Here is a 26,317-nt window from a genome sequence, read left to right on the forward strand (position 1 = left end):
GTAATCATGTAATACGATTTCAAAGTCCCTCTCCCTGCCTAGGAGAGGGATTTAGGGTGAGGGTAATGTTTTAAGTTACTTGCGAACAAGCTGTATTAATACTAACTAACTATTAAAGGTCAATCAGATTAAATTGATGGGCTTCGGCGATAACTGGATTAATATCAAACCAATATTCATCCTCATGGCGATATTCAAAGACCCATAAACTGCGTAAGAGGGTTTGATATTCCCTGAGACCCATAATTTTTTTAGTTTGGGCGACCTGACGTAAGAGTTGCCATTCTTCTGATGATATAGCCAACAGTAACTGATGAGAACGTTGGCGGATGACATTTTCCAAGATACTCCTGACAATAGGTGGATCTTCTTGTTGTAAACAACTATACAGGAGGGCGAGTAAAGTGCGGACATGACCACCACTCATAATACAGAGGCGATCGAGAGTTTCTGCACTATCAAAAACCTTAGTAATTAAATGAGTATAATTATTGAGGTCAATAGCGGGAAAAGCTCGCACCATGACCATTTTTCGGAGATGTTCAATACCTTCTGGGTATGGTGTACCATCAGGAAATTTAACCGGAACCATGGGTAATGTTTTAGGTTCACTAGCAAATCGGCTGGTTAGTCGTCCCAAGTCGCTGGAGAAAATTAACCCGATGGGAATAGTATAAACGACATGGCACTGAAGTTGATTGAGTTGGTCGCCGCGATCGATAAATAAATATTCTGGTTGTGGTCGTCCGGTGGCGCTTTTGGAATTCATGATCCGGTCGAGGTTATCAATAATGACGACTAACCCGGCTTTTCCCTGTTGTTTGAGTTGTTGAATGGCTGGAAGTAGTAATTCTTGATTGATGGCTTCCAGGATATTATTAGTGCGCGGTTCGAGGTATTGTCGTAATAGCGATCGCAGGTCGCGGGAGTCTTTGGCTTTAGCGGTGAGTTTACCAATTCCGACGGTGAGGGAAAATTCCCCCGGTTCCGAGAGTCCAGGGATGGCCAGTTCTGCTTTGACATTAATTTGGGTGTTAATGACATCAAGTAAACCCTGAATCAGGTTTTTAAAGCCTGTGGGGTTCAGTTTGATGTTCATTGATTCTACACTTTCGCTGACCTGACGGGCGATCGCCAACAGGATATCAGTAATATCTACATCAGCCATATCTAAGTCTTTAGAGGACTCGAAGTAGACTACATGAAATTCCTGCTGTTCTAATTCGGCTTTCAGGCGCAATAATTCTGTCGATTTTCCCGAGCCGATATGTCCGGTAAACAGTTGACAGGTTGGGCTATCGGGGGAGAGACGGGAAATGGTGCGAGCAATTTGTTCGATGAGTGTACCTCCGCGAACTTGGGAAAAATTGATATAATATTTTCGCTCTTCCGGGTTCCCTACGTCTATGGTTTTGGCGGGGTTACACGCCCGAAAAAATTGGCGTAAATCTAGTTTCATTGTTGTCCACTCAATTTAAAGATTTTGACCCTAGTTGAATTTTCGGGTGTTGATTATACTAATCCGTAGGTTATGGAGAAAATTTACGTTAATTTGATAGAAGTTTACCTAATGTCAATCCTAAGCCGGAAATCGAAACTAATATCAAAGCGGTATAAAATTTGTTGAAGGAAACCAATAATTTTTCCCCGGCTACCATTTGCGCGACTACGCCAAAAATAATGGCAATGGCTCCCCAAGCGCCGACGATCGCATCAAGTCCGGTGTTGGCGATCGCCGCTCTGACTGCCCCAGACCCGGCTCCTGACCACGCTCCTAACCACGCTCCTAATTGAAATCCGAACCAACTACCAACGCCGCCGCGTTTTTTGACTTGAAACATAGCATCAGAAATAATGCCAATTATCCACCCAGTCGAAGAACCAATTATTCCCCCAATTAGAGATCCTAAACCATTCCCGGTTTCAGCCCCGGCTACCCAACCAGCGATCGCTAAAATTCCGGTGAAGCTAAACCCCCAAATAATCGTGCGTGAGTTACTATCGGAACCGATAATTGACCCTAAAGCAGTTCCGGCTATAGCCCAGGCGATCGCGGTAATTAGCCCCCCCGCTTGACTTCCGGCGATCGCTCCCGCTATTCCTCCCGCTATCATCAGAGAAATTAACCAAGGATACTGGGTCTGGGAACCATAACTGGCTTCTAGGGATAGTCCTACCCAAACCAATGGGACTAATAACCACGTCCCTGGGTAAATGTCTAAATATCCTAAAATCCAACCTACTAGGGTATAGCTGAAAAATGCCCCGGTTAACCAACCCCAGGGGATGAGTTCGTCACTGGTTTCGGGTTCGCTAGGATTGACTTTCGGGGGTCTTGGTGGGCGCTGAATAGGTGTGGCGGTTACTGGTGGGGTGGGTGGCGGCGGGGAGATGACTGGGTAAGGGGAGAAGTTGGGATCCCTTAATAGGGTCATGAGGCGATCGTAAGCATAGTTGATCTCTTTGAATTTTTCTGTGGCTTGATACTGAATATGGGAGTCGGCCGGATAGCGATCGGGATGCCATAATAATGCTAGAGTCCGATAAGCCTGTTTGATTTCCTCTAGGGAAGCACCAGGTTTGACGTTCAGAAGTTGATAGTAGCGATCGATATCGTCCACAGTTAGGAATTTTAGGGCTTCGGTAGTGTATGGAATTCTGAGAATATATTAGGACATTCCACTAATTTAGCACTCCCCCAGCCAGACACCCGCACAATGTTGGGTTCATCCCTGTAAGTTTGGCATTTCTGGTCAATCAGGGTTACAATTAACTCTCAGATTTTTTCCCTTTGATAACTAACTGCTAGAGTTCCCGTTATGGCTTTTTTTCGTCAATATATCGCGCCACTGTTGGTGGTTATGATTTTTCTGTTGGCTTTGGTCGCCGTTAGTGCGCGTATTTTCCTACCGGGTGATATGCAAGCACCAGCACCTATGGGAGTCATTAACTCTTCAGGGGAGATGGCCCCCATTGTTCATAAATTAATGATCCGTGTCTGAAATTTTGGTCACCGGTTATACTATCCGTTCTGGATCTACTCGCGATCGCTCTTTGTTGGTTAAGTTCATGAATCGCACCTATCGGGAATTGTACCCCGATCAGGATTTCTCTCACCTGGCGAACACTGTAGAACAGTATTTCTCACCCCAAACCCCTCTCTGGTGGGTGGAAATGTCCGGCGGTCCAAATATCACCCCGATCGCCTGTTTATGGATGGGAACTGCTATTAATCAGGTGACAGGCGATCGGATTTCTCATATTTTTCTGGTTTATGTTCACCCAGAACATCGACGACGGGGAATTGGGGCGGCTTTGATGAATTATGGGGAACAATGGACTCAAACCAGAGGCGATCGCCAAATCAGTTTACAGGTTTTTACTAACAATAAACCCGCTCTGAGTTTGTATGAAAAATTGGGCTATCAACCTCAATCTTTGGGTTTAGTTAAGCAGCTCTAAATCCGATAAATGATATCCTCTACATTTTGGGAGGGCGCGTCACACCCAATAAATAATATAAATAATCACCCGACAATTGAACACTGAGGCATCTTAGTAAATATCAATTATAACTATCAATTGTAAATTCTCAGTCATGCTCTAGGGCGGGTGAGGATTAAGGCGGCGCTAACCTTGACCCGGAAAGAAGGGGCAAATGTTCACCCCATGGCCCAGCTACTGTATGATAAACCCCCCACCCACCCGATCGCCAAACTAATTATCAATTTAGTATGGGGGTTATAGAAAACCAATTTTTTGGTAGAATCGAAATTATGGAGGATCAAGATCTGAGTGTAGTTAATTTTGAGCAAACCGCTGATAGTCCCCTAGACCATTGGCAAGAGGAAGAAGCCCCTAAGCCAGATCCAGAGGAAATGTTGCCGTTGCTTGAGTCCCCGGAACCGCAACACCGGATGATTGCGGCGCGGGCTTTTTGTGAACTTCAAGACCAACGGGCGATCGCACCTTTGATAAGTTTACTAGAGGACTCCTGCCCCCTCGTGCGGGTAAGCGTCGCCTATGCTTTGGGGCGTAATCCTAGCCCGGATGCCGTGGAAGCCCTAATTAAACAATATAATTCCGATTGGAATGGTTATGTCCGCAAGGGGTTGGTTTGGGCTTTGGGAAATTGTCGCGATCCGAGGGCTTTAGATACTCTCCTAGAGGCTATTAAAACTGATATTCCCGCCGTGAGACTCTGGGCGGCTAGTTCTTTGGGTCAAATGGCTAAGGTGGGATATGATGGGGTGGTCAAAGCTATTCCCCCCGTGATTGAGGCTTTGCGTGGGGATGAGGTGGCTGCGGTTCGCAGTAACTGCGCTTGGTCTTTGGGACAGTTAAGCCGGGAATTACCTTCTAATGTCGTCTATGCTGGGGCGATCGATGCCTTAATTGAAGCCCTAGAGGAGGATGAGGATTTGAGTGTCCGCGATGATGCTAAGTCTTCTCTGCTACGGGTTGGTGATCCGCGCGGGTTACAAATTATTGAAGAGTTAAAGATTGATGGCTTAATTTAGGTCTTTGGGAATGGCTGATAATTTCCTGGCGGCTTTAATTCTGGCGGGGGGACGTAGTTCTCGCATGGGTCGGGATAAGGCTTTAATTCCCGTGGCGGGGGTTCCCCTACTGCGCCGGGTGGTTGAGGCGGCGGGGAGTTGTTCTCAGCAGGTCTATGTATTAACACCTTGGCCAGAACGTTACCAGGCTGTGGGGGCTAGTTATAATTTGCTGATGGAAACTAACCCCGGTCAGGGTCCAATGGTGGCTTTGGCTACTGGGTTGAGTCAAATTGACTGTCTTTGGCTATTGTTGCTGGCTTGCGATTTACCTCAACTACAACCCGATATTTTGCGAGGCTGGAAGGAGCAGTTAACTGTGGTCCCACCATCCCATTTGGCTATGATTCCCCGTCATGGGTCGCGGTGGGAACCTCTCTGTGGATTCTACCGCCACCAGGCTTTAGAATCTTTACAGGAATTTATGGCAACTGGAGAGCGATCGCTGCAACGGTGGCTAGATCAGGTTCCCGTAACACCCATATCAGTCGTAACTGTAGAATCCCAGATGCTCCTCAATTGTAACACCCCAGAAGATTTGAGGGCGATCGCATCTGAGGGAACATCTGCAGACCTTTGATAATTTCTGATAAGATGACAGATAATCGCTAATACCACTTAAATTAGGCAAGCAGAGTCATATTATGAATGTCCTAATTCCGATCGCACTATTAATCGTCTATGTTGGTGGAGTCTGGAAGTTTTGGTCTGGGTTTGGGCGCACCAACTTTGAAAAGAGTTTTGGAAATCGTGTCTCATTATCATTATTATGGCCGATTTTGTTGATCGCTAATCGTTCCTATCGCCAAAACTTTTCTAAAGCTCTAAAAGGCTCGAAGCGCTAATTTGTATCAGCTATAATGTCTAAAAAACCAGACTCTAACCCTTCCTTGGGATTTTTCGGATTATCAACTGGCGGGACTGCTGACCAGTGGCAGTCCCAAATTACTTCCGTAGCCCGCCGTTTTAACCAGGAATATCAAGGCGAACCTTTTGAACTCCCCGAAGAAGTCGAAAATATGCCGATTTTTCGCGATCGCATTTCGGGAACTCTCCAACAAAAACTCACTTCCCCATTTTGGGAGTTAGCCAAACCTCAGAAAAATCAATATTGTTTAGATATTGGTTGCGGAGTAAGTTTTTTAATTTATCCCTGGCGAGAATGGAATGCTTTATTTCATGGTCAAGAAATTAGTTCCGTGGCTAGAGATGGTTTGAATTCCCGAAGTCCTCAGTTAAATTCTAAGTTATTTAAGGGGGTTGAACTAGCCCCCGCTCACCAGTTACAGTACGAAACTGGAAAGTTTGATTTAGCTATAGCCACTGGCTTTAGTTGTTACTATCCCCAGGAATATTGGCTAGAAGTTATGGCGGAGGTTAAACGAGTCTTAAAACCACAGGGAATTTTGGTATTTGATATCCTCAATGGGGAACTACCCCTAGCAGAAGATTGGGCGATTTTAGAGACTTATTTGGGAACGGAGGTTTATTTAGAATCTCTGGAAAATTGGGAAAGTTTGATTAAAAAAGCTGGGGCTAAGATTGTTAAAAAACAGTCGGGGGAATTGTGGGAAATGTATAAGGTCAGATTTTAGTTATTCCGTAAGTTAGTGGCTGCTATGCCATCACTAAGTTAACAGATTTGCCCAAATTGGGGGATAAGGGGTTTTGGGGTGATTGACCTCTGCGGCGATCGCTCAGTTTGTAAAGAAATATGACGATTGCGTAAAACCTGCGAAATTTGTCGATAACTCCATAGAACATTCGAGCAAAGGTGAGCAATGGTCTATTCCAGTTGGCGCGCGCGACCACATCTCCCAGGTGACCAGGAGATGAAAACCATCAGCCACAGGACGATTTTGGGTCTGATACTATCGGCGATCGCATTTTCGGCGATCGTCAAAAGTGGCGAATATCTCCTCTGTGAAAATTCCCCCGCTTCTGATGATTCACCTCCCCTCGGTCAGTTGTGTGATCAATTCACCAAACTTGGCGATCTGATCGGGGAGGTTTTTCTATTCAGCCAAACGCCACGACACAACAGCTTTTTAGATTCGCAGGACCAAGGAAACAATTATTTTATTTGAGGGTTTGAATGGTGTTTAAAGAGCAATATGCACTACAACCAGGGGGACCCGAAAGATTGGTTGTTTCCTGGGAGAAGGGATGGCAAAATTTTACCATTTATTTAGATGGACGGGAACTCGGTAAATTTGTCAATCCTCAAGCTATCAAAGACGGACAATGCTTTGATTTGAAAGACGGCACGCAAATTAAAGTTAAGCTGATTCGTGACTTTATTTTTTGGTATTTACAAATTCTGTGGCGCGATCGACCGGTTCCCGGTTCCGAAACCGATCCTGAAACTCAACTCAAAAAGGCTTATAACATCTTTACGAACATCTGGAAAATTGGGGCTGGTATTGTTGGCTTAGTATTCCTTCTGTCTTTATTCGCCATCAATGAGGTAGGTGCTGGGGTAATTCTTCTGCCTTTATTTTTACTATCGAATATATCACCATATTTTCTAACTGCTTATTTTCTGAAACGGAAAGCAAAACTAGCAGCTTATTTCGCCATCTGGTTTGTGTTTGTCTTATATATTTATGCTTGGCTCGCATTTTGGATGTCAGTATTGATGAGCATTTTCTGGGTATTAGCGAGTTTAATGAATGGATTCGGGACTTTTATAGCTGTAATCATATCAGTTTCACTATTAAATATATTTTTACGTTGGGTATTGCATTTATTTTATACTGCCTTCAAAAGGGTATGGGCTGCGCCGTTCGCCATTTATCAACTCGATGAAAAATGGGGATTAAATTCTGGGGTTCATCCTAATTACCAATATCAAGATAATGTCAATAATCCCATTCCCATTCAATCAAATTCGGCTATTTTGACCAATCTTTCCAATCTTACAAATAGACCACCTGCACCACCACCTGCACCACCTGCACCTGCACCACCACCTGCACCACCACCACCGAAACCACCAAAACCACCAAAACCGATGACTCCCCCTATACCGAGGAGGGTAAATAATGCAGCGATCGCCAAAATGCAAACCTTGAATCCAGAGGGTTATAAACTTTATCAAAAAGCCGAACAATCCCAAGATCCTCACATCTTTTTTCAAGCCGGAGAAATGTACGATCGCAGCTATAGTTCATTCTGGGGAGATGGCATTTTTTCTGGCAACTATGATCGCCATTTTATCAAAATGTTGGGGATATCAATTGATGTGGTGGGAATGGAAACCGCCAAACAGGAAGCCACAACGATTATCAAAAATTCCCGCGATTCTTTAGTGATTAGTTGCTTGTGTTATCTGAAAGCCATAAAACTCGATTCTAATCACTACTGGTCAACCTTAAAATTAGCAACAGCCCTGACAGCAGCATTACAAATTGAGGCATCGCTAACCTATTGGCGACAAGCCTTAAATCTTGAAAAACAGGACACTTTATCAGCCCTAACTGCGGACTCGATGGGATTTGATAATCGTTCGACTGCCGCCAAAGAAGTGATGTATAAGTTAGGACTAGGCAGCAACCCGCAAGACTTCGACTCCCATTTTCTCAAACAGCAGGCGATCGCCAAAAAACTGCTCTGTGATCACCCTTACTTGAGCGACAATATTCCTAAATTAAGAACTGGATAAATCATGATAGTTAAGATTTGTTAAAATTTTCGGATAAAACTTGCCAAAATAGCGGAAGACAATTAAAGTATAAATAATCAAGGTTAAATTAATCATGGGAAATATAGTTGGGATAGATTTGGGGACTACCAATTCAGTAGCAGCTTTTAAGTGGGCTGAGGTCAATGTAGTGACTGCTGCTGAGAACTCACCGCCCGATCGCAAATTAACCCGGTCAGTGGTGGCGGCGGATCGCAATGGGTTAATCGTGGGTGAACAAGCCTATCGCCAACTGGGCGATGGAGATACCGAAAATGTGATAATTTCCATCAAGCGACTAATCGGAAGAGGCTTTAATGATCCGGTTGTGCAACAACAATTATCTCGCTTCAATTATAAGATTGATAAATCCAGCCAAGGGACGGAAAATAGCCTATCGGTTTGGTTGGGGGGACGGGAATATCTACCGGAAGATATATCGGCGGAAATTCTTAAAAAAGTTGTCAGTAATGCCCAAACTTATCAGGAGCGATCGGGGCAAACTAGCCGCATTACAGAAGCTGTAATTACCGTTCCCGCTTATTTCAATGATAAGCAGCGATACGCCACGGAAATCGCCACGCAAAAAGCCGGATTAAAACTCCGGGAACTTCTCCCAGAACCGACAGCAGCAGCTATTTCCTATGGTTATCGTCCGGACTCAGATGAGGTGAGTACCATCTTAGTTTATGACTTTGGTGGGGGTACTTTGGACTGTTCGATTATTACTTCGGTTGGTAATCAATTTATTGAGTCAGCCAAATCGGGGGATTTGTGGTTAGGTGGGGACGATTTTGATAACTGTATTGTGGAATTTGCCAAACAGGAAATCGCCCGGATTGAAAACCTCGATAATGTCGATCGCTTAATTAAAAAAATGCCGCATTATCAACGAGTGCGGCTGCTGGCGGAATTGAAAATTCAGGCGGAACAGGCGAAAATTAGACTGAGTACCCAAGGTGCAGCGGAAATTATTACCTCGGCACATTTAATTGATGAAATGGGAATGGCAATTCCGATTCAAGTTACCATCAGTCGCCAAGAGTTTGAAAAACGCATCGAACCGTTAATCGATCGCTCAGTAAAAATTGCTCAGGACGCGATTAAATATTCAGATTATCCCCTCGATCAAATTGATGCAATTCTGTTAGTTGGCGGTTCCGCGCAGGTGCCGATCGTGCAACAAAAAATCCGCCAAGCCTTCCCCCAACATCAAGTTGTGGTTCACGATCGCCCCATGTATGCGGTGGCGGAAGGGGCGGCGATCGTGGCGGCGGGACTTACGGAAAAAGTCACGACTGTTTCCCGTGATTATTGCATTGAATTGGTGGATGAGCCGCGATTTGTAATCATTAGTCAGGGCGATATTCTTCCGGTGCAAAAGTTCCATACTTTTAAAACTGAAGCGGACGGACAATCGCTAATTCACTTTAAATTTTTTAGCCCAGATCGCGTCCGCCAGGAACTCGATCGCCGATTTCAAGACGAGCGGATCGGGGATATGTGGTTAGCGCTCGATCGCCCCTATCCAAAAGGTACGGAAATTTTAGTGACGGTGGAACTTGACGAGGAAAATAACTCGCTGCAAATGACGGCGGCTCTCAAGAATAATCCTCAGGTTAAAGTTAGTTGTTCATTCTCGCGGGGGGGAGTTAATGAGGAGATTTCTCGCCAGGTTGAGGAACGAATTAAACAACTGAATGCGGCGGGTAACTTAACGGAAATCGGTGTGAAACGTGCTAATGAAATCGCCGGGGAAGTGGTGCGATCGGCTAACCAAATTTATTATAATGGTCAAGTGCAGCGCGATCGCCTTAACCAAGCTGAAAGCAAACTCAAGGAATTAGAAGAATTTGCTAATGATGAGTTAGATATTGCCAAGATTTTCATAATGCGATTTGAATTAGCGCTGGAAGTGTGCGATCAGCTAATCCATGAAGATCAAAAATATCGGTTGCGGAATTTAGTAGATCAACTGCAACAAGCCTTGAATAGCAAGAATATTGCCAGCTTGCAAAAATTAATAGAAGATAGCAAACGAGAGTTTGATAACCTTCCCGATAGCGTCAAACTGATTGTGGTAATTCGGGAGGAGATCGGCCGCATTCACCATCTTAACCCCAGTCAAGCGGGAGGTATGGAGGTCAAATTTAATCAATTGTTGAACGCATTACAGCAAGGAAATGGCAGCCAAGCTAATAGCCTGCTGCAAGAACTCCAGGCTGAGATTATTCCCTATTTAGATCGGGAATTACCCACAGGAACTATTGCTACAGGATTGACACGATGACGATTAAACTCACCTGTCCGGTGTGCGGTCGCGCCGAAATTGAGGGCAATATTTGCCCCAACTGCGAAACTGATCTCACCCTCATTCGGCAACTGCAAGAACTCCCCCAATTGGCGGTTGAACCTGCGGTTATTGCCGCCCCTAAATCCTCTCAAAATATCCAACAGTTGTTGTTGGTAATGGGCATCATAATTTTACTTTTGGGAATTGCCTTGGGAAGATTTATCAGGGGTGAATCTGATGTGCAAACTGCCTCGGTTTATCCTACAGAAGTTATAGAAACTGCTCGATTTCTTCCCTCCCTGAATAAACCGAAAATCGATAAAAATAGCCCGGCATCCTGTGGGGGATTTTACTACTCGGTTCAACGGGGAGATTCCCTGTCGAGAATTGCGCGCAAGTTTTATGGGGAGGGGTCGCGCTGGCCACAATTAATCGAAACGAACCCGAATTTAAAAGGTAGAGAAAATCAGATCGAAGTTGGGGAAGTGATTTTGATCCAAAACTTACCAGAATACTGCCTATGAATGCAATTATTAATTGGGTTGATGCTCTGACATACGCACTGTTTAAGGTAGAAATTGTTGATTTCTTTAAGAAAGTTTCTGTTACTAAGCAGGACATCAAAACCGCCCACAAACTTGCTGCCAAAAAAAAGCTAATTGAGGCTACTAAAAAGGGGCAATCTACTCTTAGCAAATGGTCAAATTCCCCGGCTTTGGTTGAGCAAAAACTGCGACAGCTATTGATGGGAAATTTGTTAACTGATTTTAAGTCAGAGATTAATTCGTGGAAACAGAAAATCAAATTTGCTAAAAGCATGATCGCTTCGGCTCAGGCTTTAGAAAAATCTGATGCTGGCGATCCGCTGGATACGACAAATTTATCAAAGGCTTTGTCAACATATAAAAAATGTCGAACAATTATTGATATAAGTCTTGTCAATCAGGCGATCGCTCGCTGTGAACACAAAATGATGAAATATAATCAATTTAGGACATTATTTACAGAAGGTCAAAAATATTGCCAAGAAAAAGATTATAAAAAAGGGAAACTGAGTTTTGAGCGAGCGAAAACATTATTTCCCATTCCACTGCTAGAAGAAGCGATCGCCGATTGTTCAGGATATATTCAGGGACAAAATCAGTATGAATTAGCATTAGAAAAAGCGGTAAATTTAGCGAAAAATGGTGAATTTAAGGCCGCCCTAAATGTGATTAATTTAGCCTTAGATAAGTTCGAGCGCGAAGATGGTCAAACATTGCGGGGGACACTAAACCGGGTGATGCAAGGAAAAGACTATTATAGTCAAGGACTTGGGGCGGAAAAGTCGGGAAATTTAGGACAGGCTATATCATTTTACCAAAAATCATATCAGTTACTCCCGGAATTAACAGAAACCCAAATTCGCTTGGCAATTGTTTCCCTAAAAACAGCAAATTGGCAACAGGCGATCGCACATTTGCAGGGACATTCAGGAGAAAAAATTAAATATCTGCGTGGTTTTGCTTACCTCCAACAGGGTGATTTTCAACAGGCTGAAGTGGAATGGCGATCGCTATCCCATCCCCAAGTTAAAAGTCAATTGGAAATTGTCCGCACATTAAGGGGGCGCGATCGCTTAAAATTGATGTTGTCTATTCAACAGTTGGTTGATGATAATAACCTGGACAATGCTGGTGCTATGAGCCGTCAATTTTTACATAGTTACGGCTCAGATACGGTGGTTGAAGCTAATCTCAATAACCATATTTTGCCGCGCCTAGAAGCTAAAATTTGGGAGGGTCAAGATTGGCCAAAAATTGCCCAAATCACGGAACAAGTTTGGCTAAAAAACGGAGATTGTAAATCTCTGCATAATTGGGCGATCGCTACCTATTATAATGCTCAAATTAACAGCCACACCCGCCGGGATTGGGTGGTGGCTGCTACCACGGCTTTAGCGAATTTAGAGCGCGATCCGGCTTGGCAAAATATTCCTTGGCTGCCGAAAATTTCCATTGATATTGAGGAAATTTTTAGTCATTTTCTGGCTACCCTAGAAACGGCGATCGATAGCTTAAAAGACGATAACTTAGCCGAGTATCTGAAACTGCGAGATCAATTTCGTCTGGATGCGATCGCCCTGAAATTAGTTAAAAAGTTCCCCCATCAAGCAGCCCAAATTAATCACCTAATTTTATTGCCGGGATGTTACCATCGCTATCGACATCAATTTAGCAATATTAAGATTCCTCAAACTTCCAATTCTGCATCAACAGAAACCAATATTTTGCCCGCGCTTTATACCTCCTGGGGTTTGGCTGTGGCGGCGGCATTTGACGGAGATGGAGAACGCGCTATCCAACTTAAACCTTCTCGGAGTTACCAATTTAACTCTTCTCAAAAAAACGAATATTTTGCCCAAAAATTTTTAGCTTATTCCGAGGGAATTCACTATCTGCAAAAACAACGCTGGCGAGAGTCAATCGCGGCTTTAAATGCTCTCAAAAATGAATGGCGATCGCACCCAGAATGGCATCGAGAACTTGAGCGCTTATGTGAGTCTCAGCGTCAGGCGTTAAACAGTTTATCAGACCATCTGGCTTTTAGCGATTTTTGGTATCAACTATTGGGAACTGAAGCCTCCTGTAGCTATTGGGTTGAATCTCGTATTCAAGAAATTTGCGAAAATTTACAGCATCATAAAATTGATAAAAATCGAGCTTTATCTCAGCTTCGAGAACTGCAAAAAACCGATAGTAAAAACCCCCGTTTAATTTATGTCATTGAAACCTTAGAATTTGAGATTGAGGTTAATGAAATTATTGGTTTGATGCCATCTAATTTAAATGATGCGGTACGTCGCGCCAAAAACTGCCATAATCAGAAAGTGAAGCGACATATTGCTGCTATGTTAATAGAAATTTTAATTGCGGGAGTTAATGAAGGTAAAATGAACGGGGAAACTGCCGTACAATTTGCCCGTTGGGCGCATCAAATTTGCCCCAATGACCCCGAATTTGTGGATATTTATCGTCAATGTGGAATTTATTAAATTATGTCAAATCAACTACCCAATCCTAACCCTTATCAGGTTTTAGAGGTTTCTCCTTCGGCATCTAAGGCTGAAATTACCAAGGCTTTTGCGATGGCAATGAAGCGGAAAAAATACTCCCCCGATTTAATTGCTAGGGCGAGAAAAGCCTTGATGGATGACAAAGAACGTTTAATTGCTGATTATTTGCATCCGGTTTTACCACCCATTCAGCGGTTTAAGCGACAGGATTTCTCGGAACTTGAAAAACCGATTCCAGTTTTCGAGATGATTTCCGAATTTGATGATCTATCGTCAGCCATTGGCGCGGAAAAATCCGGCGAGGTGGCTCAACAATTAGGACAAAAAATCTTTATTCAATTTTTGAGTATTTAAGATTATGAATCATGCAAGCAAACTCGAAATTCCTGCCGAACTTCGTGACGAGATTCAACAAAAAATAGGGCAGCTTCTCCAAGAAAAAACTTTAATGCAACAAGCATTAATGGGTAAAGAACAGGAAGAATTTGCCCGGCTAGAAATGCTTTTTTTAGAACTACTAGAGGTTGTGGATTCTCTCGATTTTTTGATGGAATATTTGCACAATAACCCCCAACCCGATCCCAAAGCGATCGCCCGTTTTCCCCAATTAATCGGCAGCATTCATAAAAAATTACTCAATACCCTGGAAAAACGAGAGGTGCTCACTATTGATTTTCAGGGCGAAAAACCGGATTTTGATGTGTGTAAAATTATCGATCGCGAAGTTAATCCCGACCTCGAAAATGAAACGATCACCAAAATTGTCCGGCGAGGATTTCAATATGGCGATCGCCTTTTGCGTCCGGTGGAAGTGATTGTTTCCAAGTCCGAATAATACTGGCTGGTTGAGTGGGAATTTTAATTAATGTCTAAAACTCGCACTAAAAAAGCAAACTGATCAGCAATTTCTTCGATGATTTTAGCCATCGGTTTTCCCGCCCCATGTCCGGCTTTAGTTTCAATCCGAATTAACACAGGGTTGTCGCCACTGTGGGCGGCTTGTAAGGCTGAGATAAACTTAAAACTGTGGGCGGGAACTACGCGATCGTCATGGTCTCCCGTGGTGATTAAAGTAGCAGGATAGGCTGTTCCTGGCTGTAAATTATGCAGGGGAGAATAACGATAAAGAACTTGGAATTCTTCCTCATTTTCAGGGGAACCATATTCAGAAGTCCAAGCCCAGCCAATGGTAAACTTATGGAAGCGTAACATATCCATTACCGCCACTGCTGGTAGTGCCGCCCCAAACAATTCTGGGCGTTGGGTCATACAAGCACCCACTAATAAACCGCCATTACTACCACCAGATATAGCTAGTTTATTTACCTGGGTATAATTGTGGTGAATTAACCATTCAGCCGCTGCTATAAAGTCATCAAAAACATTTTGTTTTTTCAGTTTCATTCCGGCTTGATGCCATTGTTGACCATACTCGCCACCCCCCCGCAGGTTAGCCACAGCATACAGGCCTCCCATTTCCATCCATACTAAACGACTTACCGAAAAATTGGGGGTTAAGGAGATAGAAAAACCACCATATCCATAAAGAATTGTCGGGTTATTGCCGTCCAATTTTAAGCCCTTTTTATGGGTGATAAACATGGGAACCATTGCGCCATCAGGACTGCTATAAAAAACCTGATTGGTCTGGTAATCTTCCGGGTTAAAATCGACAGTTGGCTGTCGATAAAGTTGACTTTCTCCTGTGACTATATTATACTTATAAATGGTGGGAGGAGTCGTGAAACTGGTAAAAGAATAAAAGGTTTCTGTGTCCTCTCGTTTACCATCAAATCCCCCCACTGAACCAATACCCGGCAACTCTACTTCCCGGACTAAGGTTCCATCTAGGTGAAAAATATTCACCTGGGAACGGGCATCTTTGAGGTACAGGGCAACAAACTGATTATTTAGGGTGCTGACTCCTTCCAGGGTTTCTATGGCTTCTGGGATGATTTGATAGCGATTTCCGGTGTTAATATCAATGGCGATAACTCGACCCATTGGGGCATCTAAATCCGTCTTAAACCAAAAGGTTTCTCCTTGGTTATCAATGAAGCTATATTCTGCTTCAAATTCGGATATTAATTCGACTACGGGGCTATCAGGTTTAGTTAAATCGCGATAAAAGACTAGGTTTTTGGGGTCGGTTCCTCGCCATACAGAAATAATCAGATATTGACCATCTTCGGTGACAAATCCATTGAAACCCCATTCTTTTTGATCAGGACGTTCGTAGATTAAAACATCTTCTGATTGAGAGGTTCCTAGGCGATGGTAAAACAGTTTTTGGTAATAGTTAATATCCTCAAATTGAGTTTCTTCGTTTGGTTCATCATAGCGACTATAAAAGAATCCTTGATTGTCATGAGTCCAAGATGCACCGGAAAATTTAATCCACTTGAGATGATCTTCGAGTGGTTTGAGGGTGTTAATATCCATAACTTTCCATTCTTGCCAGTCGGAACCTGATGCGGAAAGACCATAGGCGATTAAATTCCCATCTTCACTAATGGCAATTCCTGATAAGGCAACGGTTCCATCTTCTGACAGTTGGTTTGGGTCTAATAAAACTCTGGGTTCGCCTTCCCATGAGTCCATTACATAGAGAACACTTTGGTTTTGTAAGCCATCATTTTTAAAGTAAAAATAGCGTTGACCTTCTCGAAAAGGGATGCTATATCTTTCATAATTCCATAATTGGGTCAAGCGATCGCTTAATTTTTGGCGGCTGGGAATGGTGGAGAGGTAATCAAATGTTACCTGATTTTGGGCTGTTACCCAAGCCTTGGTTTCGTCAGAGTCCAGATCTTCTAACCACCGATAGGGGTCAGTTACTTGGATGCCATGATATTCGTCTACTTGATCACTTTGGCGGGTATGAGGATAAATCAGGGGTTGATTGAGATCAGACATAACTAATGAATTTTACAACAATATTCTAGTTTAACCTATGATTTCTCTTTTCGGTATAGGTAACTTTTGGACATAACAATATGAGAGATGCTGGGGTAATCATCTACTGTATAATATACTGAGTTGATGGGCTATTGACTAACGGGAATCACCCAAGATTTTTTGAGAGAAGAACCCGCCGGACATTTAATTCTGTTTTCGCCGGTTTCGGGAGGGGCGATCGCATCTGCTCTGGGCGGTTTACGCAACTGATTAGATGAATGATCTACTAGACAAACTCCTCCGAAATTTTGAGTAACATTTTCATCAGTAACTGCCAATAAAGCACTAGCCAAAGAAATGATTAACTCGGAATCATCAGGACATTCAACCACGGGAGAGTTACCCCGTGATAATTGAATCGGCGCTGATAATTTATCCTGACTTTTACACATTCCCGCCACTGTTTGTATGAGGTTATCTCCAGGAATAATAAATACAGCACCAGCAAAATTAGGCAGACGTGAATTGGTAGGTATAGCATCAATTAAAACCAGGTTTTCATTAACATTCATCGCAAAGTTATACCCAGGTCTACCCTCAGATGTTGTGCGATATAAAGCATCTAAATTGTCGGTGAATCGATTGTAATGAAAAAGCTGTTGGCTTTGGTTTTGCAGTAAGTCGGTTAAGACTTCTCTGGCGACTTTTTCATTTTTTCTATCTCGTCTCTCGAGCAATGAGGACCATATCGCAGCTATTATTCCCAAACAACTAATTAGGAAGACCAAGGCAAAAAATGAAAAATAGATGCGCTTAGGATGCCGTTTAATCCAACTTTTAATCATGGCATAAAATTGGGGTAACACTGTCAACTTCAATTATAGCATTAATAGATTGACGATCGCCACTAATTTAAGACCCATGGCGATCGCAGTTGTCACAATGACCACAGCGAAATGATTGTGCTTCTGTCCCCAAGCCAAACGCCTCTAGTATAAATTTCCAGCGACAGTCACGGGTAGCAAAATAGCGAGTCATTTGGCGAATCGCAACTGTGTTAGAATTTTCAGTTAAAGATAGTGATGTATCTTTAATTTGATAATTAAACAAATCAACCCACTCTAATTTTCCCTGAGAATGCAAAAGAGACAAGGCGATCGCACTGTCGGGAAAACGACTGATCACTGTTTCTAAATGGCCTTTTTGGGGAAGTTTTTTAATCAAGGGTTTAGCGGTCATCATTTGTTGGCGAAAATTATCTTGTAAAAACGACAGCCTTTGTCTATCTTCAGGGTACAGCAAGCCCGTCGGTTCACAGAGAATAGTCAAGGCTTCTGCTGGTTTTCCGTCTCGTCCAGCCCTTCCTACTTCTTGGATATATTCTGATAGTAATAGGGGCGGTTGAAACTGAACCACCCACCGGACATTGGGCTTGTTAATTCCCATCCCAAAAGCAGAAGTACACACCACAAATTGCAGCTTGCCTTCTAACCATTGAGATTCAATTTTTCGCCTTTTTTCCGCCGATAGTCCAGCATGATAAGGGGCAGTTTTATAGCCAAATGTCTCCAGCCAGGCTGTCAATTCTTGACTATCTCGACGGGTGCGAACATAAATTAAACCGGTTTGCTTTTGATGTTGTTTCATCAAACTTAGCAAGCATTTTCGCCGTCCCATGGGAGTAAAAACTCGGCGAATTTTAAGGTGTAAATTATCTCGATATGGACTCAGTATAAATTCTTGAGGATCTTGTAACTGTAACACCGTTTTAATAGTGTTTTGGGCAGTGGGGTCAGCGGTAGCGGTAAAGGCAGCGATCGCTATTTTGCTACCTGGTGGTTTATGTTTTAATAAAGTGGGACGCACCGCCCCCAAACGGCGATAATCAGGTCTAAATGTATCCCCCCATTGAACTAAACAGTGAGATTCATCTAAAATCAAACCATTAATAGAAACCTGGGGTTTATTGATTAAATTCCACACAGGTTTACTTAATAAAGTTTCCGGGGATAAATATAGCAATCGTAGGCTGTTGTTTTGCAATTGATGTAAAGTTTGCCGCCGTTGTATGGGGGACATTTGACTATGAATAATACCCGCACTTAAATGGCGATCGTGTAATTCTTTTACCTGATTTTCCATCAAGGCTACCAGCGGCGAAACTATTATGGTTAAGCCATTTTTTAATAACGCTGGCAGTTGAAAACAGATAGATTTACCGCCTCCAGTGGGCAGAACAATCAACGCATCTTGACCCCTGATAATAGCCTCAACAATTTCCTGCTGAGGGGGGCGAAAATCATCATAACCCCAAAAACGTTTTAGGGCGTTTTTTACTTGTTCAGTTGTGTTAGAATCAGAAGGTGGAATCATGGGTTAAATTAGGGGTAAAGCGCGAAAACATAACCAAACTGTTGTCAATTTTAGCTCATCGAAAAATTATCAGTCCCAGATTAGGCAGTCAGCCTAGTTGCCAAAATTGATGATTTCATTTAAGATTACCATTAATCTTGTTCACCAGTAGGGGCAATTCCCAATCCTTAATCAAAATTTGTGATTTCTGCTATGTCACCGACTCGCCAAACCCTAGAATTAAAAACCCTGAAACTTTCCTATTTAGAGTGGAACCCTAACGGTCAACAGCCGTTGTTGCTTCTACATGGACTAGCCGATCATGCCCTAGTTTGGACAAGTTTAGCAGAAGATCTGGGCGATCGCTATCATATCATCGCCCCTGACATGAGAGGTCACGGAGACAGCGACAAACCAGATCACGGTTATACATTCGATGACGCGATCGCCGATCTCGAAGAGTTAATGGATCACCATCACTGGTCAAACGCCCACATTTTAGGTCATTCTTGGACGGGTAAATTACTACCTATTTGGGCAAAAAAACACCCCGAACGTTTCCGCTGTATGATTTTAGTCGATCCTATTTTCATCACTAAAATGCCCGGGCTGCTAAAATTAACCCTTCCCATAGTGTATCGTAAATTAGACTCATTAAAATGTATGGGACCTTTTGAGAGTTTCACCGCCGCCGAAACCCTAGCTAAAGAATTGAGTCAGTTTTCCGGTTGGAGTCCTCAGCAACAGCAAGTTTTTGCCGCCGCCATGGAAGCCAAACCCGATGGAAAATGGGGGAGTAAGTTTAGCATTAGCGCGCGCAATGAAATATTTTTAGAAGTGATGAAAGTTCCGGGATTAACAGAAGCGATCGCCTTACCGACCCTGCTGGTTAAACCGGAAAGGGGAGTTAATCGTATGGAATGGCAATTAAAACCCTATCAAAAGTATCTCACCAATCTAACTATTAAACAAGTGCCGGGAAATCACTGGCCGTTTTTAGTTGCATCAGAATCCTTCAATCAAACCATTTCCGAATTTTTAAATCAGCACAATTAGACCGTGAGGATGTCACCTTGAGCGTAGAAATAATTGCCCATCGAGGATTTTCTAGTATCGCCCCGGAAAATACCTTAACCGCTTTACTCGCCGCCATTTATAATCAGGCAAATTCCATAGAATTTGATGTACAGATTACCGCAGATAGTGTCCCTGTGGTTTTTCATGACAAAAGCCTAAATCGAATTACTGGAACCCCCGGAACTATCCGCGAAAAAACCATTTCCGAACTGAAAGAATTAGACGCTGGGACGTGGTTTGCGGAGTCTTATAGGGGAGAACGTATCCCCACCTTAGAGGAGGCATTAGCTGCCCTAAAATCGATTAAAGGATGGCTGTATTTTGATATTAAACCCCATGCTATATGGTCGGACTTAGAAATCAAAACTCTCCTGGGTCTGATTCAGGAAGCCAATTTGGGCGATCGCACTATTTTAACATCCTTTGACGAAGATTTACTATGGCAATGTCGCCAGTCAGATCCTCAAATAAAACTGGGATATTTTGTAGTGAATGCTTCACAACTACCCCAACAAATTAGCAAAGCAGAAGCCGCCGGTAATGCCATTTTAAGTAGTCAATATCAAGTGATATTAGACCAACCTAGTATAATTCAGGAAACTCGGAATAAAGGAGTTGATATAGTAGTCTGGACTGTAGACAAGATTATAGACTTTGAGAGATTAGTAGATTTAGGAATTGAGCGGATTATAACTAACTGTTTAATCGGTGATAATGTCATCAAAAATATCACTTATTAGTTAGGTTTACTATGTCGATAATCTGTCCTGGCTACGCCTACTTATTCCAGCAGATATAAGCCAAGTTGGGTGATGGTTATTTTTAGTAAGTAACCTAACAAAACTAGGTCATCGGGTAGCTTCTTACTTAGTCATTCCCTCATCATCATTGGGGCAGTTTTTGAGGTCAATATGCTGGTCATAATCCCCTACAGCGTCTGATTTCAGCCACCTAATGGTCGATTTGACTAGGTTAAGCCGACCACATAGAGCAGGCGATCGCCTCAAGTTTAGTTAGTTGGTCTGTACCAACTTTCCACAGTCAAATCCCGCACCGTTTGGATTCGTTGAAAGTCACTATCTGCTGAAACTAAAATCAGATTGTGTTGCCATGCAATTGAAGCAATCCATAGGTCATTATCATCAAAACCAATATCTCTAATTTTAGTTTTTCGTCTTTGGCTTTTTTCTTTCGGAGCAAACTGATCGAACAACGCTGCTTTAATTTGCCCATAAATAACCGCTGTCGTTTCATCAGTCAGATCAATCCGCAAGTATTGTAGAAAATCATTGACATTAGCTAAGTTTTGTGTCTTTTGTGCCGACTTTTCAGCCATCAAAATAAGTTCCCCCTGAACTATCACACAAGTAGCCAAGTTTTCTGTACCGATCGCCAGCGCTTTTTCCCATACGGTCGCTTCTTTTTTGATTAGATAACTACAATGATTCGTGTCTAGTAAATACATACTTTAAAATGGCTGATGGTTGGATAAATTGACCTGGCTACGGCTATCTAAAACCAGTCGCAGACATTCTTCAAAATCATCTCCTACCCATTCTCCTTGGTAATCTACTAGAGATTTTCCGGACGCTTGACGATAAGGTAATTGAGACAGTTTGTTAGATGTTTCTGATGCGTCCTTTGTCGTTTTTGCCGTTGATGAATCCGAGGCGCGAGACCTCATAAATAGTAGAAATTCTAAAGCGATCGCTAAAATTTCATCGGGGGTTTGTTCAATTTCTTGATGGAATTGTTCTTGAATCGAAACCTGATTAGCTTCCCGATTCGATTCAGGATTGTTGAGAATTTTATGAGTATCCATAAAAAATTACTCCGTGGGGTTGATAGTGGTTGATATTTAACCATTATAGCAACGACAATTGGAGGTCGATCACCTCTGGTCTGCGAGCCACCGATATAGTTTAAATCTAGGGTGACTGGAATGCGATCGCCATGACGCACACACAGGGGGAAGCCATGAATTACTTATTCCAGCAGATATAAGCCAAGTTGGGTGATGGTTATTTTTAGTAAGTCACCTAACAAAACTAGGTCATCGGGTAGCTTATTACTTAGTCATTCCCTCATCATCATTGGGGCAGTTTTTGATGTCAATATGCTGGTCATAATCCCCTATAATCCCCTATTTACAGCGTCTTATTTCAGCCACCTAATGGTCGATTTTAGTAGGTTAAGCCGACCACATAGAGCAGGCGATCGCCTCAAGTTTAGTTAGTTGGTCTGTACCAACTTTCCACAGTCAAATCCCGCACCGTTTGGATTCGTTGAAAGTCACTATCTGCTGAAACTAAAATCAGATTGTGTTGCCATGCAATTGAAGCAATCCATAAGTCGTGTTGACTGACTCCAATATCAATCAGTCGAGTTTTACGGCGTTTATTTTTCTCTTTTGGTCCAAAATTGTTCATCAAATCTGCTTGAAATGAGCCATAAATTTCGGCAGTCTTTGAATCAATTTCGTAAATCAAAATATTTTGCAAAAACTCGATTACCCGATTCAGATTATTGTCTCGCTGTCGAGAATTCTCCGCCATATAAATTAACTCGGCTTGTACAATCACACAAGTACAAATTTGGGACTGATAAAGTTCTGCTAACCTAGCCATAATATCCGGTTGATGATTCATGGCTAAACTACAGTGATTGGTATCTAATAAATACATATAATCTGTTAGTCTGCTTTCAATGCTTGAGTATCTGTGTCATCAGTGGAAATATATAATTGACCACGAGATGTATGGACTAACTCTAAACATTCCTCCAAGTCATCTCCTTCCCATTGACCAATTTTTTCCAGAGTTTTAAGGATTGATGCTGCTGTCGATCGCGATGAATCCGAGGCGCGAGACTTCATAAATAGTAGAAATTCTAAAGCGATCGCTAAAATTTCATCGGGGGTTTGTTCAATTTCTTGATGGAATTGTTCTTGAATCGAAACCTGATTAGCTTCCCGATTCGATTCAGGATTGTTGAGAATTTTCTGAGTATCCATAAAAAATTCCTCCGTGGGGTTGATAGTGGTTGATATTTAACCATTATAGCAACGACAATTGGAGGTCGATCGCCTCTGGTCTGCGAGCCACCGATGATGATTGATTATAAAACTTTCCCAGTAGCCGGGTCAAAAATCATTAAATAGTTTAAATCTAGGGTAACTGGAATGCGATCGCCAGGACGCACACGCACACTGGGGGAAGCCATCAATTGTAATATGTTTCCCTGTACAGTTTTCGGGTCATTTGATGGCCAGGTAGCCCTCACTAAAGTTTCCCGTCCTAGGGGTTCAACCACACTAACTTCTAATTCCAGAGGGACTTTATCCAAAGCCCAAACATCTTTTTCAACCGGATCAGTCTCCGACTCGCTGAGGTTTAATTGTAAATGTTCCGGTCTAATTCCTAACTCAAATCTCTGTCCTTCCTGGGGGTGTATTTTCTCCCGAATAACCATCGGACAAGCCACCGATTGACTACCCACCCAAAATAAACTATTACCATAGGTAGCCGGGATAATATTCATGGGAGGATTACCCAAAAAAGTGGCAACCATCCTATTAGCAGGCTTACTGTAAACCTGTTGAGGAGTCCCGACCTGTTGGATACGACCTTGTTCTAAAATCACAATCCGATCGGCTAAGGTCATAGCCTCAACCTGATCATGAGTCACATAAATTGTGGTAATTCCTAGGCGCTGGTGAAGTTGCTTCAGTTCCGCGCGTGTATCGTCTCGTAATTGTGCGTCTAAATTAGATAGAGGTTCATCTAAAAGGAACACATCAGGTTCCCTGGCGATCGCCCTACCTAAAGCCACCCGTTGCTGTTGACCCCCCGACAATTGTTTAGGTTTGCGGCTTAACAGATGTTCAATAGATAGCGATCGCGCTACTTCCTGAATCCGTTGTTCTATCTTAGTGCTATCAGTCCCCCGCATTTTTAAACCAAAAGCCAGGTTTTCTGCGACCGTCAAATGCGGATAGAGGGCGTAATTCTGAAATACCATAGCCACATTGCGATCGCGTGCCATAATGTCATTAACTAAGCGATCGCCTATATAAATATCGCCACTGGTAGCTTTTTCTAAACCCGCAATTGTCCGCAAAATCGTTGATTTACCGCAGCCCGAAGGTCCTACCAACACCCAAAACTGACCATCAGGAATATTTAGGCTAATCCCCTCAATCGCCGTAGCGCTATCATAACTACGGGTAATATTTTCCAAACGAACAGTTGCCATTAGCTTTCCAGTAAATTAGGGTTTAATTTGCTTTAACTAGCCGTTCAAGTTCTGAAACCACCCGATCTAATTCATCTACCAAGGGCGTTAGTCCCCCAGCACGAAAAGCAGTTATTAATGATCGATAATACCACAGCGTACCGTCCCGCTTGCCACTAAAGCGATCCCATAATTGCTCTCCAATTTCTCGATAATCTTTTAAAATCGAACGGGCGTTGTGAAGTTTGTCGCAAGCAGACACTAACTGCACAGAAGCCGAAGCCGTGGGAATATGTGCAATATAAGCCTGTTTACGTTCCCGCCAAGGTGGTAATGGGGTCTGATGGTTATCTGTACAGCCTTTCACAATTTCCGTGACCCGATCGCCAAATTTACGCCGGATTTCTTTTTCCGTCTTCACTCCCCCTTGGTCTTCGATCGCATCATGAAGTAAGGCGGCGATCGCTTCATCCTCATCGGCCCCATATTCTAGGGCCAAACTCGCCACCCCCAACAAATGCGCCACATAAGGAACCCCAGACCCCTTGCGAACCTGATTAGCGTGTAATTCCGTCGCGTAGGTCACAGCCTGGGTAAATCGTTTTGATAACTGCATAGTTGCCATTCTAGGGTTTAATAGATAGAGGCGTTTTTTTTAATCATAATGGATCGGTTCCGAGTTGAAGTCATCGCTAAAACCCACAACCCGCAACAGGTAATTTATGCAGCGATGCACCAGGACTATACAGACAAGTTTGTTTTTGATGGTAGAAGCCATTGGCCGTCAGAATTGGAAGCGGGGGAGATAATTGTTAAGCGTCTACTAGCAGGGGAGCGTGGACACTACGGCCCCTTAGAACATCCTAGCATCACATTTAACTGTGGCTATTTTCCCCATAGTGTGATGCAGCAAGCACGTACTCATCGCGTGGGAATTTCCTTCGATGTCCAATGTTTAGATGGTGATACAGAAGTCACCTTTATTCAAGCCAGTGGCAGTTTGAGAAAAATCAAAATTGCCGATTTATATGATGTTTGGGAAAATGGAGAAAAAGCGATTCGGACTCGCCAAATTATCGGTCGCCACAACCAACCACCCGGAGAATACCGCCGCCATGGCAAGAAACGGATTCAGAAAATGTCCCTGCGGGTTCTGAATGAGGAAACCGGAACTTTCCAAATCGGTCATGTCAATAATGTGATGTGTAGTGGTTTGCAACCCGTCTATCGGCTGACCCTTGCGGATGGAAAAACCCTAAATTGTACCATCAATCACCGTCTCTTAACCAGTGCAGGTTGGCAGACCATGGGCGATGCTTTGGGTTTGATAGTTGACGAAAATCACGAAGTTTTGGCGACCACCCAAAATTGTCAGTTGATGTGTAATGGAGTTTGGACAAATGATGCTATTTATACCCATAAAAATTGCTGTGATGACCAGATTAATCAAGGTTTGAATCTTCGGGAAAATCCTCGGCTGGGGGAAGTTGCACAATTGAATCAGCCCAATCAAAATCTGCAATTGGCTAAGTTTTACCAACCCAGAGGAGAAGTTAAAAGTTTAAAAGCACATCCGGTCAAAGTCACTCAAATCGAATATATTGGAAAACAAATGACTTATGATCTGGAGGTTGACGGACCCTGGCATAATTTCGTGGCTAATGGGATTGTGGTTCACAATTCTTATCGGTATACGGGAAATCAGATCCTTGAACTTGCCGAAAACAAAAAAGACTTGGAAGATATCTTTTATTTGCGTCCAGTAGGAGACTACACAGACCGCCAAGGAAAAAAATACTATTATTCCCCCCAACAGCGACAAGCTGATTTGGACTGGTGTTTAGAAGCAGCTAAACGCTATAAAGCCGATTTAGATAATGGTTTGTCAGAAGAACACGCTAGGGGTAAAATTCCCTTTGACTACCGACAGCATTTTGTCGTGAGTTTCAATCTGCGATCGCTTCTACATTTTCTGGATTTACGCTATAAAAAAGACGCTCAACTAGAAATCCAAAAACTCTGTGATTTGATGTGGCCCCATCTACAAGAATGGACTCCAGCCATTGCCCAATGGTATCAAAAAAATCGCCTCGGTAAAAGCCGACTCGCTCCCTAAGTTATCCGGTCAAGTAAACTGGTCAACAATCAGCCCCAATACTTAGGGGTTA

General features: G+C 43.0%; 27 protein-coding genes. 16 read left to right on the plus strand and 11 right to left on the minus strand.

Features of this window, described 5'->3' with window-relative positions; all coding sequences use genetic code 11:
- Positions 1-112: 112 nt before the first annotated feature.
- Together HFV01_RS24825 and HFV01_RS24830 are read right to left on the minus strand one after the other, a co-directional pair.
- Positions 113-1,459: a P-loop NTPase fold protein gene (locus HFV01_RS24825; RefSeq protein ID WP_193520475.1), complete on the minus strand. Its 1,347-nt coding sequence runs from the start codon at positions 1,457-1,459 to the stop codon at positions 113-115.
- 88 nt (positions 1,460-1,547) lie between these two features.
- Complete coding sequence (locus HFV01_RS24830) at positions 1,548-2,621, minus strand: J domain-containing protein (RefSeq protein ID WP_006621929.1); 1,074 nt, start codon at positions 2,619-2,621, stop codon at positions 1,548-1,550.
- Positions 2,622-2,819: 198 nt separating this feature from the next.
- Between HFV01_RS24830 and HFV01_RS24835 the strand changes: the two genes are divergently transcribed.
- The 13 genes from HFV01_RS24835 to HFV01_RS24895 all read left to right on the plus strand — a co-directional run bounded on the left by HFV01_RS24835 (position 2,820) and on the right by HFV01_RS24895 (position 14,424).
- Positions 2,820-3,002 carry a DUF8624 family small hydrophobic protein gene (locus HFV01_RS24835; RefSeq protein WP_008056580.1) on the plus strand — a complete coding sequence of 61 codons (183 nt, stop codon included), beginning with the start codon at positions 2,820-2,822 and terminating at the stop codon, positions 3,000-3,002.
- Complete coding sequence (locus HFV01_RS24840; RefSeq protein WP_006621930.1) at positions 2,995-3,462, plus strand: GNAT family N-acetyltransferase; 468 nt, start codon at positions 2,995-2,997, stop codon at positions 3,460-3,462. The genes HFV01_RS24835 and HFV01_RS24840 overlap by 8 nt, the downstream gene beginning before the upstream one ends.
- Before the next feature lie 314 nt (positions 3,463-3,776).
- Positions 3,777-4,520, plus strand: a complete 744-nt coding sequence (locus HFV01_RS24845) for a HEAT repeat domain-containing protein (protein ID WP_035759910.1) — start codon at positions 3,777-3,779, stop codon at positions 4,518-4,520.
- Positions 4,521-4,530: 10 nt separating this feature from the next.
- Positions 4,531-5,139, plus strand: coding sequence for a molybdenum cofactor guanylyltransferase (locus HFV01_RS24850; RefSeq protein ID WP_006668894.1), 609 nt, complete (start codon positions 4,531-4,533; stop codon positions 5,137-5,139).
- A 64-nt stretch (positions 5,140-5,203) separates the two neighbouring features.
- On the plus strand, positions 5,204-5,404 hold the full coding sequence (locus HFV01_RS24855) for a hypothetical protein (protein ID WP_006668895.1): 201 nt from the start codon (positions 5,204-5,206) through the stop codon (positions 5,402-5,404).
- 15 nt (positions 5,405-5,419) lie between these two features.
- The gene (locus HFV01_RS24860; protein ID WP_187757740.1) at positions 5,420-6,154 is read left to right on the plus strand and encodes a class I SAM-dependent methyltransferase; all 735 of its coding nucleotides are present in this window, start codon (positions 5,420-5,422) and stop codon (positions 6,152-6,154) included.
- Between the two features lie 186 nt (positions 6,155-6,340).
- On the plus strand, positions 6,341-6,646 hold the full coding sequence (locus HFV01_RS24865; RefSeq protein ID WP_315638732.1) for a hypothetical protein: 306 nt from the start codon (positions 6,341-6,343) through the stop codon (positions 6,644-6,646).
- Between the two features lie 8 nt (positions 6,647-6,654).
- Positions 6,655-8,223: a hypothetical protein gene (locus tag HFV01_RS24870; protein WP_006621937.1), complete on the plus strand. Its 1,569-nt coding sequence runs from the start codon at positions 6,655-6,657 to the stop codon at positions 8,221-8,223.
- 94 nt (positions 8,224-8,317) lie between these two features.
- A complete protein-coding gene (locus tag HFV01_RS24875; RefSeq protein ID WP_008056588.1) occupies positions 8,318-10,531 on the plus strand; it encodes an Hsp70 family protein in 2,214 nt (737 codons plus the stop codon).
- The gene (locus HFV01_RS24880) at positions 10,528-11,058 is read left to right on the plus strand and encodes a LysM peptidoglycan-binding domain-containing protein (RefSeq protein ID WP_006621941.1); all 531 of its coding nucleotides are present in this window, start codon (positions 10,528-10,530) and stop codon (positions 11,056-11,058) included. Before HFV01_RS24875 ends, HFV01_RS24880 begins: the two co-directional genes overlap by 4 nt.
- Entirely contained in the window at positions 11,055-13,568 is a 2,514-nt protein-coding gene (locus HFV01_RS24885; protein ID WP_193520476.1) for a tetratricopeptide repeat protein, read from the plus strand. The genes HFV01_RS24880 and HFV01_RS24885 overlap by 4 nt, the downstream gene beginning before the upstream one ends.
- Before the next feature lie 3 nt (positions 13,569-13,571).
- Positions 13,572-13,943 (plus strand): J domain-containing protein, encoded by a 372-nt coding sequence (locus HFV01_RS24890; protein ID WP_006621943.1) that lies wholly within the window; start codon positions 13,572-13,574, stop codon positions 13,941-13,943.
- A 4-nt stretch (positions 13,944-13,947) separates the two neighbouring features.
- The gene (locus HFV01_RS24895; RefSeq protein ID WP_006621944.1) at positions 13,948-14,424 is read left to right on the plus strand and encodes a nucleotide exchange factor GrpE; all 477 of its coding nucleotides are present in this window, start codon (positions 13,948-13,950) and stop codon (positions 14,422-14,424) included.
- A gap of 23 nt (positions 14,425-14,447) precedes the next feature.
- Here HFV01_RS24895 and HFV01_RS24900 read toward each other — a convergent pair whose 3' ends face one another.
- From HFV01_RS24900 to HFV01_RS24910, 3 genes are all read right to left on the minus strand, one after another.
- Positions 14,448-16,505 carry a prolyl oligopeptidase family serine peptidase gene (locus tag HFV01_RS24900; protein ID WP_006668899.1) on the minus strand — a complete coding sequence of 686 codons (2,058 nt, stop codon included), beginning with the start codon at positions 16,503-16,505 and terminating at the stop codon, positions 14,448-14,450.
- 131 nt (positions 16,506-16,636) lie between these two features.
- Positions 16,637-17,224: a type IV pilin-like G/H family protein gene (locus HFV01_RS24905; protein WP_228116452.1), complete on the minus strand. Its 588-nt coding sequence runs from the start codon at positions 17,222-17,224 to the stop codon at positions 16,637-16,639.
- A gap of 175 nt (positions 17,225-17,399) precedes the next feature.
- On the minus strand, positions 17,400-18,860 hold the full coding sequence (locus tag HFV01_RS24910) for a RecQ family ATP-dependent DNA helicase (RefSeq protein WP_006621948.1): 1,461 nt from the start codon (positions 18,858-18,860) through the stop codon (positions 17,400-17,402).
- A 192-nt stretch (positions 18,861-19,052) separates the two neighbouring features.
- On the opposite strand from HFV01_RS24910, the gene HFV01_RS24915 reads away from it, so the two are divergent.
- Complete coding sequence (locus HFV01_RS24915) at positions 19,053-19,895, plus strand: alpha/beta fold hydrolase (RefSeq protein WP_006621949.1); 843 nt, start codon at positions 19,053-19,055, stop codon at positions 19,893-19,895.
- Positions 19,896-19,912: 17 nt separating this feature from the next.
- Complete coding sequence (locus HFV01_RS24920) at positions 19,913-20,656, plus strand: glycerophosphodiester phosphodiesterase (protein WP_006621950.1); 744 nt, start codon at positions 19,913-19,915, stop codon at positions 20,654-20,656.
- 269 nt (positions 20,657-20,925) lie between these two features.
- Here HFV01_RS24920 and HFV01_RS24925 read toward each other — a convergent pair whose 3' ends face one another.
- The 6 genes from HFV01_RS24925 to HFV01_RS24950 all read right to left on the minus strand — a co-directional run bounded on the left by HFV01_RS24925 (position 20,926) and on the right by HFV01_RS24950 (position 24,765).
- Positions 20,926-21,381, minus strand: a complete 456-nt coding sequence (locus tag HFV01_RS24925) for a type II toxin-antitoxin system VapC family toxin (RefSeq protein WP_006668901.1) — start codon at positions 21,379-21,381, stop codon at positions 20,926-20,928.
- 3 nt (positions 21,382-21,384) lie between these two features.
- A complete protein-coding gene (locus HFV01_RS24930) occupies positions 21,385-21,738 on the minus strand; it encodes a hypothetical protein (RefSeq protein WP_006621952.1) in 354 nt (117 codons plus the stop codon).
- A 406-nt stretch (positions 21,739-22,144) separates the two neighbouring features.
- A complete protein-coding gene (locus tag HFV01_RS24935; RefSeq protein ID WP_008052923.1) occupies positions 22,145-22,600 on the minus strand; it encodes a type II toxin-antitoxin system VapC family toxin in 456 nt (151 codons plus the stop codon).
- Positions 22,601-22,608: 8 nt separating this feature from the next.
- Positions 22,609-22,929, minus strand: a complete 321-nt coding sequence (locus tag HFV01_RS24940) for a hypothetical protein (protein ID WP_193520477.1) — start codon at positions 22,927-22,929, stop codon at positions 22,609-22,611.
- A 104-nt stretch (positions 22,930-23,033) separates the two neighbouring features.
- Positions 23,034-24,170 (minus strand): ABC transporter ATP-binding protein, encoded by a 1,137-nt coding sequence (locus HFV01_RS24945; RefSeq protein WP_006621955.1) that lies wholly within the window; start codon positions 24,168-24,170, stop codon positions 23,034-23,036.
- A gap of 22 nt (positions 24,171-24,192) precedes the next feature.
- Positions 24,193-24,765 carry an HD domain-containing protein gene (locus tag HFV01_RS24950; RefSeq protein WP_174447131.1) on the minus strand — a complete coding sequence of 191 codons (573 nt, stop codon included), beginning with the start codon at positions 24,763-24,765 and terminating at the stop codon, positions 24,193-24,195.
- Positions 24,766-24,813: 48 nt separating this feature from the next.
- Between HFV01_RS24950 and HFV01_RS24955 the strand changes: the two genes are divergently transcribed.
- On the plus strand, positions 24,814-26,265 hold the full coding sequence (locus HFV01_RS24955) for an FAD-dependent thymidylate synthase (protein WP_006621957.1): 1,452 nt from the start codon (positions 24,814-24,816) through the stop codon (positions 26,263-26,265).
- Positions 26,266-26,317 lie beyond the last annotated feature (52 nt).

Source organism: Limnospira fusiformis SAG 85.79, from assembly GCF_012516315.1.
In the GTDB taxonomy this organism is placed as follows: Bacteria; Cyanobacteriota; Cyanobacteriia; order Cyanobacteriales; family Microcoleaceae; genus Limnospira; species Limnospira fusiformis.

What these genes read in the sequence shown, in the direction of transcription:
- HFV01_RS24895 (WP_006621944.1), top strand. Translation starts at nt 13,948, where the DNA reads ATGAATCATGCAAGCAAACTCGAAATTCCTGCCGAACTTCGTGACGAG.
- HFV01_RS24945 (WP_006621955.1), bottom strand. Translation starts at nt 24,170, where the DNA reads ATGGCAACTGTTCGTTTGGAAAATATTACCCGTAGTTATGATAGCGCT.
- HFV01_RS24935 (WP_008052923.1), bottom strand. Translation starts at nt 22,600, where the DNA reads ATGTATTTATTAGATACCAATCACTGTAGTTTAGCCATGAATCATCAA.
- HFV01_RS24890 (WP_006621943.1), top strand. Translation starts at nt 13,572, where the DNA reads ATGTCAAATCAACTACCCAATCCTAACCCTTATCAGGTTTTAGAGGTT.
- HFV01_RS24855 (WP_006668895.1), top strand. Translation starts at nt 5,204, where the DNA reads ATGAATGTCCTAATTCCGATCGCACTATTAATCGTCTATGTTGGTGGA.
- HFV01_RS24865 (WP_315638732.1), top strand. Translation starts at nt 6,341, where the DNA reads ATGGTCTATTCCAGTTGGCGCGCGCGACCACATCTCCCAGGTGACCAG.
- HFV01_RS24875 (WP_008056588.1), top strand. Translation starts at nt 8,318, where the DNA reads ATGGGAAATATAGTTGGGATAGATTTGGGGACTACCAATTCAGTAGCA.
- HFV01_RS24910 (WP_006621948.1), bottom strand. Translation starts at nt 18,860, where the DNA reads ATGATTCCACCTTCTGATTCTAACACAACTGAACAAGTAAAAAACGCC.
- HFV01_RS24930 (WP_006621952.1), bottom strand. Translation starts at nt 21,738, where the DNA reads ATGGATACTCATAAAATTCTCAACAATCCTGAATCGAATCGGGAAGCT.
- HFV01_RS24955 (WP_006621957.1), top strand. Translation starts at nt 24,814, where the DNA reads ATGGATCGGTTCCGAGTTGAAGTCATCGCTAAAACCCACAACCCGCAA.
- HFV01_RS24900 (WP_006668899.1), bottom strand. Translation starts at nt 16,505, where the DNA reads ATGTCTGATCTCAATCAACCCCTGATTTATCCTCATACCCGCCAAAGT.
- HFV01_RS24915 (WP_006621949.1), top strand. Translation starts at nt 19,053, where the DNA reads ATGTCACCGACTCGCCAAACCCTAGAATTAAAAACCCTGAAACTTTCC.
- HFV01_RS24825 (WP_193520475.1), bottom strand. Translation starts at nt 1,459, where the DNA reads ATGAAACTAGATTTACGCCAATTTTTTCGGGCGTGTAACCCCGCCAAA.
- HFV01_RS24925 (WP_006668901.1), bottom strand. Translation starts at nt 21,381, where the DNA reads ATGTATTTACTAGACACGAATCATTGTAGTTATCTAATCAAAAAAGAA.
- HFV01_RS24870 (WP_006621937.1), top strand. Translation starts at nt 6,655, where the DNA reads ATGGTGTTTAAAGAGCAATATGCACTACAACCAGGGGGACCCGAAAGA.
- HFV01_RS24950 (WP_174447131.1), bottom strand. Translation starts at nt 24,765, where the DNA reads ATGCAGTTATCAAAACGATTTACCCAGGCTGTGACCTACGCGACGGAA.
- HFV01_RS24835 (WP_008056580.1), top strand. Translation starts at nt 2,820, where the DNA reads ATGGCTTTTTTTCGTCAATATATCGCGCCACTGTTGGTGGTTATGATT.
- HFV01_RS24845 (WP_035759910.1), top strand. Translation starts at nt 3,777, where the DNA reads ATGGAGGATCAAGATCTGAGTGTAGTTAATTTTGAGCAAACCGCTGAT.
- HFV01_RS24940 (WP_193520477.1), bottom strand. Translation starts at nt 22,929, where the DNA reads ATGGATACTCAGAAAATTCTCAACAATCCTGAATCGAATCGGGAAGCT.
- HFV01_RS24850 (WP_006668894.1), top strand. Translation starts at nt 4,531, where the DNA reads ATGGCTGATAATTTCCTGGCGGCTTTAATTCTGGCGGGGGGACGTAGT.
- HFV01_RS24885 (WP_193520476.1), top strand. Translation starts at nt 11,055, where the DNA reads ATGAATGCAATTATTAATTGGGTTGATGCTCTGACATACGCACTGTTT.
- HFV01_RS24860 (WP_187757740.1), top strand. Translation starts at nt 5,420, where the DNA reads ATGTCTAAAAAACCAGACTCTAACCCTTCCTTGGGATTTTTCGGATTA.
- HFV01_RS24880 (WP_006621941.1), top strand. Translation starts at nt 10,528, where the DNA reads ATGACGATTAAACTCACCTGTCCGGTGTGCGGTCGCGCCGAAATTGAG.